The sequence below is a fragment of the Vulcanibacillus modesticaldus genome, assembly GCF_001730235.1.
Taxonomy (GTDB): Bacteria; Bacillota; Bacilli; order Tepidibacillales; family Tepidibacillaceae; genus Vulcanibacillus; species Vulcanibacillus modesticaldus.
The window spans coordinates 1-8842 of the sequence record NZ_MIJF01000039.1; the positions used below are offsets into that span (position 1 = coordinate 1).

Below are 8842 nucleotides of genomic sequence, written 5' to 3' on the forward strand. Positions count from 1 at the left end.
GTTAAATAATTATTCAAATAATGTAACTAAGCAAGCTATTAAAGACGCTTGCGATAGCTTCACAAAGTTTTTCAATGGTTATAGCAATTTCCCTAAATTCAAGTCCAAGAAGAAATCTAGGCACAGTTTTTATCAAGACACAGAAAAAATTAAAATTACTAAAACCCATGTTAAGTTAGAAAAATTGACTACAAGTAGAAAAAGAAATAAGCAGAAGTTTAATTGGATCAAACTAGCTGAAAAAGGCAGGATACCAACGGGAAAAAATATTAAGTATATTAATCCAAGAATAACGTATGATGGACTTAATTGGTGGATCAGCATTGGTGTTAAAGAAGAAAAAGAAAATAATACTTCATACCAGACTGAAGGTATAGGTATTGACCTAGGTGTAAAAGAATTAGCAGTAATAAGTAATGGTGAGAAGTTTAAAAACATTAATAAATCACCCAAAATGAAGAAATTAATGAAAAAGCATAAAAGATTACAAAAACAAATTTCAAGAAAATACGATATGAATAAAACTGAAATTGAAGGGAGGGAAAACCGTTACAAATACCACAAAACAAAAAATATAGTAAAAGCTGAAAAGAAATTAAAAAGACTTTATAGGAGAATAAAAGGTATCAGAGATGACTATATCCATCAGATTACAACATCTTTGGTGAAAGCCAAACCAAAGTATATCGTGATCGAGGATTTAAACGTAAGTGGAATGCTAAAAAATAAGAAATTCGCAAGAGCAATATTTGAACAATCTCTAAGAGGATTTAGAAGAAAATTAGAGTACAAATGTAAATGGAATGATATTAATTTAATCATAACTGATAGATATTTTCCTTCAAGTAAAATATGTTCTAATTGCGAACATATAAAATTGGATTTAAAACTTTCTAATCGGAAATATCAATGTGACAGCTGCGGATTAGAGCTTGACAGAGACCTTAATGCAAGTATTAACCTTAAAGATTATCCTATAAAGCATAAACACTCAGTAGCTTAATCACTTAAAAGATACTACTGATATGTACCCATTCGTTAATGGGGAATTTAAGCCTTCGGAGAGTTATATCAAGCGAAAGTAATAGTCAGCTTTGACTATGAAATCGGACTCAATGAACAAGGAACAAAGCATAAAACTTATAAATTTCAGCTTATTTATAAGTTTTTATAGGTATTTGGTAACGGAAGCTTATGTCAGTAACTATAAAAGATATTGCGAAGGTTTGTGGTGTTTCTCCAAGTACTGTTTCTAGGGTTATCGCCGATAATCCGCGAATTAGTCAAAAAACCAAAAAAAAGGTTAGAGAAGCTATGAAAGAATTGGGGTACCATCCTAATTTTAATGCTCGCAGTTTGGTGGCAAACTCTACCTCTACAATAGGGATTGTTATGCCCAGAGCGTCAGATGAAGCATTTTCTCATCCTTTTTTCCCGGAAGTGATCAGAGGAATAAGTGTAGCTGCCCACGAAAAGGATTATATGATATTGATGACAACAGGTAGCACCAAGGATGAGCAGATGGAAGCAGTTTCCAAAATGGTTCAGGGTAAAAGGGTAGATGGAATAGTATTACTAAGTTCAATCATTAATGACCCGTTTATTTCAATGTTGCTGGAGTGGAATTTTCCATTTGTATTGATTGGAAGTCCAGCAGAAAAGATAGATAAGGTTAATTACGTTGATAATGATAATATAGCTGCTGCAAAGAAGGCAACATTGCATTTAATTGAAAAGGGACATAAAAGAGTTGCTTTTATTGGTGGTTTGAAAGATTTAGTGGTTACTAAACATCGATTAGAAGGTTATAAGCAAGCATTAGAGGAAGCAAATATTGATTTTGATCAATCAATAACCTCATATGTTGATTTTCGTAAAGAAGCTGGTTATCAAGCTATAAACCAGTTATTTGAAAATAAAAAACCCCCAACTGCAATCTTAGTAACTGATGATATGATTGGATTTGGGGTGTTAACAGCTATTCAAGAAAAAGGTTATAAGATTCCAAATGATGTAGCAGTAGTTAGTTTTAATAATTTTACAATGGCTGAACTATCTAGCCCATCTCTATCTTCAGTTGACATTTCAATTTTTCAATTAGGTTACCAAAGTGCAAAGCGTTTATTTGATTTAATTAAAGATTCTTCATTGGATCCAATTGGTATCGAGGTGCCTAGTAAGTTAGTAGTCAGACAATCAAGTAAAACAATTAAAAAAATTTATAAATAAATCTTTTCAATTTTTATAATATAGCGTATAATGAGTTTAAATAATGAAAACGTTTGCTCAAATAATTCATTTCTTTTATAGCTTAAAATGCAATCGTTTTCATTAGGTTTTGGTAATTATAATTTATTTTATAATTACACAATTTAAATTTTTTAAAAAGGTGGGGTTAATCTAATGAAGAAGTTGCTATTTATTTTTTCGATCTTTGCTCTTGTATTTTTATTATCAGCATGTAGTAGTGAAACTTCAGAAGAACCTAAACAGGAAGTGATAGACGAACAAGTCACCATTTCTTTTTGGCATACTATGAACGATGAAGAGACCAAAACATTAGAAGCTATTGTTGAGGAATTTGAGAATGCAAATCCTAATATTAAAGTGAATATGGAGAATGTTCCTTTTAGTGAAGCTCAAAACAAATTTAAAACCGCTGCTCAAGCAGGGAATGCTCCTGACGTATTCCGTTCTGAAATTGCATGGACTCCAGAATTTGCTGCATTAGGATACTTAATGCCACTAGATAATTATTTTAAAGACCAGGATGATTTCTTAGCTGCACCATTAAACTATAGTAAATGGAACGGTAAAACATGGAGTGTACCGCAAGTTACAGATGCACTAGCCTTACTTTATAATAAGAAAATGTTAGCTGATGCGGGTTATGATAAAGCTCCAGAAACATGGGATGAATTCGTAAAAGTTGCGCAAGACTTAACAAAAGGTGGTAAGTATGGTTTCTATTATCGTCAAAGTGATGCATATTGGTTCCAACCATTTATGTGGTCTTTTGGTGGTGGATTGATTGATGAAGATGATTTAGAAATTCATATTAATGACCCTGGTTCAGTAAAAGCATTAGAATTTATATTAAAACTTAGAGATGAATATAAAGTATTTAAAAATGACAAAGATTTTTCAAATGATTATACAAATGCGATGGAAACCTTTAAAGCAGGTGACGTTGCTATGATACTTAATGGACCATGGTCAACATCAGACATCTTATCTGGTTCAGCATTTGAAGATCCTAATAATTTAGGTATCGCACCTATACCAAAAGGTCCTGAAGGCCTAACGGGTTCACCTGTTGGGGGTCATGGTTACGTTATATATGCCGGTACTAAAAACGCTGACGCCTCTTATAAATTTATTGAATTTTTAAGCAGTAAAGAAAATCAAGCTAAATTTGCTGTGAACAATGGTTTATTACCAACTCGAAAATCTGCTTATGAGCTTGATGAAGTTAAAAACAACCGAATTATTTCTGATTATAAGTTGGTAATTGAAAGAGCAACAAATCGTCCTGTCATTCCTGAAGGTGGACAAATCTATACAGATTTCACTCCAGAAATTCAGGCTGTTTTCCAAGGCAAAAAGTCACCTCAAGAGGCATTAGATGCTGTTGCTAAAGCTTGGGCAGAATTGTTAGGGAAATAAGTTAAGAAATTTTTTACAATCAAGAGAAACCAATTTTTTGGTTTCTCTTTTCTCCCACATTTAAGATATTGAATTGATTAAATTAGTGTAATTTGGAAAGAGGTTTGCAACAATGAAACTGAACAAGAAAGTGCCCAAAAGAATGAAATCGGTAAAAAATAATACCTGGGTGGCATATGTTTTTTTAGCTCCAGTAATAATCGTAATGTCGGTTCTAGTTTTCTATCCTTTATTTAAAGGAATAGGATACAGTTTTACGGATATAAATCAATACAATATGGGAAACAAGTTTATTGAACCAAGTTATAAATTTATTGGGTTAGCTAATTATAAAAAACTACTTGGTGATATGTTTACCAAAGATTCAATTTTTGGTAGCATCCTGAAACAAACGTTTATTTGGACATTTGTTAATGTGTTTTTCCATTTTATGATTGGCTTAGGTTTAGCACTTTTACTAAATAGAAGTATTAAATTTCGGAGTACTTATCGCCTTTTATTACTTGTACCTTGGGCAGTTCCCAGTTTTATCAGTGCCTTTTCTTGGCGTTGGATGTTCAATGGTAGTTTTGGAATTATAAACTTGGTATTAGTGAAATTAGGCTTCTCGCCAATTCCGTGGTTAGGAGACCCATTTTGGTCAATGGTAGCGGTAATATTAACTAATGTTTGGTTAGGTGTACCATTTATGATGGTCACCTTATTGGGTGGTTTACAAAGTATTCCAACAAGTTTATATGAAGCGGCAAGGGTTGATGGAGCAAGTAGATTCAGTCAATTTTGGAATATTACTCTTCCATTATTAAAACCTGTAGCTTTTACAGCTACCCTATTGGGAGTTATTTGGACTTTCAATATGTTTAATGTTATTTATTTAGTTACTGGTGGCGGGCCTGTTCGTTCGACTGAAATACTAGTTACATATGCATATCGTGAAGCATTTATGAATTGGAATTTCGGTATGGCTTCAACTTATGGTGTTATTATTTTAAGTTTCCTCATTATTTTCAGTACGATCTATGCACGTTTATTAAAGAAAAAAGATAATGAGGAGGTTTATTATTAAAAATGATAAAGTTAAGAAGTTTGAAAAGCATCCCAATTCATGCAATATTAATTTTAGCAAGTTTTATAGCGGTATTTCCTGTGTTGTGGATTTTATCAACATCATTTAAACCATATGAAGAGGTTTTTAGCACAACAGTAAATTTTATACCAGATAATTTTACTATTGAAAATTACATCTATGTTTTTACCAAAGGAAATTATATCTTTTTTAAATGGATAAAAAATAGTGCAATTGTTGCTATTGCAACAACGATTTTTGGGGTATTTTTATCAACTACAGCTGCATATGCTTTATCCCGTTTTAAATTTATCGGCCATAAACCTATTATGTATATGTTTTTAGTAACACAAATGTTCCCAGGGGCGTTGTTATTGATACCTTTATATAATCTTATGAATTCCTTTAGTTTATTAAATACATACTGGGGTCTAATATTGGCATACAGCACAGTGGCAGTTCCATTTAGTGTATGGATGTTAAAAGGTTTTTTTGATACTATCCCGTATGAATTAGAAGAGGCAGCCAGGGTTGATGGATTATCACAATTTGGTACTTTTTGGAGAATAGTCTTACCTTTATCATTACCAGGTTTATCTGTAACGGCGTTTTTCTCATTCATTACTGCTTGGAATGAATTTATGATAGCTTTAACTTTTATGAATAACGAGGAAATGTACACGTTACCGATCGGTTTACAACAATTTGTTAATCAATTTAATACAGACTGGCATTATATGTCTGCTGGTGCAATAATAGTAACAATTCCAGTTTTAGTACTATTCTTTTTTGCACAAAAATATTTAGTGTCAGGTTTAACAACTGGTGGAACTAAAGGATAGATTTTGGAATTACTCAATAAGAACATTATAGCAAGAACATTATAGCGATTAAACACGAACAAAACTGCTACTGCGTTTTGTTCTTTTTCTTATTTGCGTAAGCCATATAAGGGAAAACTTCATATAATGTTTGATGGGGGGAGCTAAAATTAAATAGGCGACCTAAGTCGCCTAAATTAATTTCAGTTTTCTAATCTATTATAACTTGATAGTTATCATAGTCTAGAAACTCCTTCTCAAGTTTTTGAATATTTTTTTTAAAAAGCAAAGAAATTATTAATAATAGAATGACAATATTTAATATTGCCAGTTTACAGTTATATTTCCGGTAACGCCGGTAGGTGTTGTAACGACATGGTTATTACCATTTTCCCATTGAATAGTACCATCAGCGCGTTTTATGAAGAATTTAAACTCAATTGTCTGACCAGCAGGAACACTAAAAACGTAGAACCAGTCTGGGTAATTAGGAGCTAAAAGAGGGCCTTGTGCATTATTAATTCCACCATCTGTATTGGTACTCCAATTACCTAATTCTGGGATGTTTCCGGTAAGATAAATTTTATCACCTAAATTAGTAGTTGGTGCGTTTAAAACCGTAAATACAACGGATGTTTGATTATTACTTAACTTATTGAACAAGTAAGTATTGCTATCTACACCCCCAGCTGTCACCTTAATGTTCGTTGTCCCTGGATTGGAGTTTGGTACATAAACTTCAATCTGATTTGGAGACCAAGATTTGATTGTAGCTGGTGTAGACCCAAATGTGACCTGCCCAACAGTAGAACCAAACCCTTTTCCATCAATTGTTACAACATTACCTTCTACACCAATATTTGGAGCAACCGATCCGATTTGTGGATAATTAGCAGAAGAATTGTATTGCCAAACGGCAACAGAACCAGCACCCAAAGTAAAATCGGATACTCTTCCAGAAGTCACACTTATACTATTACCGTTAAGCATTCCATTCAAATAATCTGAGTATACACCATTAGGAAGTGAGGTATATAATCCAGAGATATTATAAGGAGAATTTGTATTTCGATTAATAGCTACTAACACAATATCATTATAAAATTGGTATTCATAAATATAAACATCATTATTGATCCAACGCTCTCTGGTTGTACCAAATTGGATTGCTGAATTGTTCTTACGCAAATTAGCTAGGGAAGAGATTAGTTGAAAAGCTGTGGTTGTAGTATCAAAACTAGGCATCATAGCACGATTATATGGATCATTGCCACCTGAGAGATATTGTTCGGTTCCGTAATAAATCGAAGGAGTTCCTCGAGAAGTTAAAATGAATGCAAGTGCTTGGTGAAAATTTGTTATATTAGAGTTCATATCCAAAAATCTTGACATGTCATGGTTATCAATAAAAGTGATCAAATTGGACTCATAAACGTATTCGTTATTTGTCAAAGTGACCATGTTATGAAGATCATACATATTTTGGGTAAAGTTACCAAAAACATTTCTAATTACAGTATTTAAATCAAAATCTAATACATTAATACCACTATTATTTGCATAACGCACTTTTTCAAGATGGTTAGATGTGCCTGGATCATCCCCGTACCATTCACCAACTAGAAAAATATCTTTCTGTTGATACATCTTATCAGCAAATGTTTTAGAAAAGCCTGCATTAAAATGTTTAACGGCATCGATACGAAGCCCGTCTGCTCCATGAGCAAGTATTTGACTCGCTGCGTCGATAAGATATTTTGCAATCGTTTCATTTTCTTGGGATAAATCGGCTAAAGAAAACCCTGCAGGGTCAGTAAAATTCTTCCATTGAGCTTCAAAACGATCATCCCAATTTTGAATGTCTCCATTATGGTGGAAATAACCTTTATTTGAATCATCAAAATAATTTCCTAAATATTTTCCGTTATCATATAGAGCTCCACCTTCAGCAAATGTAGGATCAGACTCTTTAATGGGTGTTGTATGATTCGGTACAAAATCCACAATGACTTTCATGCCATTAGCATGGGCATCGTTTATTAGATTATCAAATGTTGTCCAGTCCCCAAAATGCTCTTCGATAACTTTGAAGTCTCTAGTCCAATAACCATGGTAGCCAGTATTTTCGGTACTAGCAAATGTGTCTAGATTATCAAGAATAGGTGATAACCAGATAGTAGTAATACCTAATTGCTTCAAATATGGTATTTTTTGCCGAACACCTTCTAAGTCTCCACCCCAATACATTTTCCATTTCGATTGAGATGGGTCATAAAGTCCATAACTTTTGGCTGGATCATTATTTAGGGGATCTCCATCGTAGAAACGATCAATAATAACTTGGTATATAACATCCCCTTTAAGGTTAGCTGAAACACTTGCTTTAGCAATTTCTGTATTGATAGGTAGAGAATTAAGGACGATTCCCATCAAAAAAATTAAAAGCAATAATATTTTTGAAATTTTTTTTAGCATTTTTTCACCTCAATATTATAAATATTTTTGTGCAAACGTTTTCAAAAATATAGACAACACACCCCCTGCCATGTATAAAAATACCTTACCAAATAGAATTATATTTCTGATAATTTAAAAAGTAAATATGTTTTTTGTTTAATTATGAATTTTTGTACACCGATGTCGATTAACTCATCTTCAAGTATAATAGATATGATGTAACAAGCTATTACAATATTTATTAAATATTAGACTCTAGGTGACTTTAGGGTAGTGTGGTGAATATATTAACCATATCTGGTATTATTGCCTTTAAGCGAACTCTTGATCAAGATTCATTGTTGGTCATACACAATTTGACAGGAGAACAAAAGTCAATCATTCTAACGGACCAGGAAAGTGAATTTAAGAATATTTTATTTAGTACCGGAAATTTAGTAAAAATTAACAACAACAAAGCAAAGATAGAGCTTCAAATTACCCCATATACGACAGTGATTTTAGGTAAATAAGTTACTAAAATTACATCACTGGTTTTTAATACTTGAATGAGGTATTATAATAAATGATTAATCCATACTTAGAAGGTAGTGTCAAAAGTTCTATGAAAAATTAAACGTTTGGTGAAAAAGAAATTAAGAATGACAAAATTGGGGAACAAAGAACTTCACAAAGGGTTAAACAAGTATAGCAAAAGCATGACTTCATTTAAACAGTGACAAAAAAGAGCATACTGAAGCAGACTCTTAAAACAGAGCCTAATTAATACTGTTAGATTAAGCAGACTGTTGCTCTAAAATAAATTCCTGTGACAACTCAATAAGTTTAGACC

At 32.5% G+C, this 8842-nt stretch carries 7 protein-coding genes; 6 read left to right on the plus strand and 1 reads right to left on the minus strand.

The features are described from left to right. From BHF71_RS07985 to BHF71_RS08005, 5 genes are all read left to right on the plus strand, one after another. Nucleotides 1–1003 (plus strand): RNA-guided endonuclease InsQ/TnpB family protein (locus BHF71_RS07985; RefSeq protein WP_069657145.1); only part of this gene is annotated, 1003 nt, incomplete at its 5' end. A gap of 191 nt (nt 1004–1194) precedes the next feature. After that, nucleotides 1195–2229, plus strand: coding sequence for a LacI family DNA-binding transcriptional regulator (locus BHF71_RS07990; protein WP_069657146.1), 1035 nt, complete (start codon nt 1195–1197; stop codon nt 2227–2229). Between the two features lie 174 nt (nt 2230–2403). Beyond that, nucleotides 2404–3666: an extracellular solute-binding protein gene (locus BHF71_RS07995; RefSeq protein WP_069657147.1), complete on the plus strand. Its 1263-nt coding sequence runs from the start codon at nt 2404–2406 to the stop codon at nt 3664–3666. Nucleotides 3667–3778: 112 nt separating this feature from the next. Then, nucleotides 3779–4732 (plus strand): carbohydrate ABC transporter permease, encoded by a 954-nt coding sequence (locus BHF71_RS08000; RefSeq protein WP_069657148.1) that lies wholly within the window; start codon nt 3779–3781, stop codon nt 4730–4732. 2 nt (nt 4733–4734) lie between these two features. Then, the gene (locus BHF71_RS08005) at nt 4735–5574 is read left to right on the plus strand and encodes a sugar ABC transporter permease (RefSeq protein ID WP_069657149.1); all 840 of its coding nucleotides are present in this window, start codon (nt 4735–4737) and stop codon (nt 5572–5574) included. A 297-nt stretch (nt 5575–5871) separates the two neighbouring features. Here BHF71_RS08005 and BHF71_RS08010 read toward each other — a convergent pair whose 3' ends face one another. Further along, nucleotides 5872–8028 carry an alpha-amylase family glycosyl hydrolase gene (locus BHF71_RS08010; RefSeq protein WP_069657150.1) on the minus strand — a complete coding sequence of 719 codons (2157 nt, stop codon included), beginning with the start codon at nt 8026–8028 and terminating at the stop codon, nt 5872–5874. Between the two features lie 260 nt (nt 8029–8288). On the opposite strand from BHF71_RS08010, the gene BHF71_RS08015 reads away from it, so the two are divergent. Beyond that, on the plus strand, nt 8289–8522 hold the full coding sequence (locus BHF71_RS08015; RefSeq protein ID WP_141705360.1) for a hypothetical protein: 234 nt from the start codon (nt 8289–8291) through the stop codon (nt 8520–8522). Nucleotides 8523–8842 lie beyond the last annotated feature (320 nt).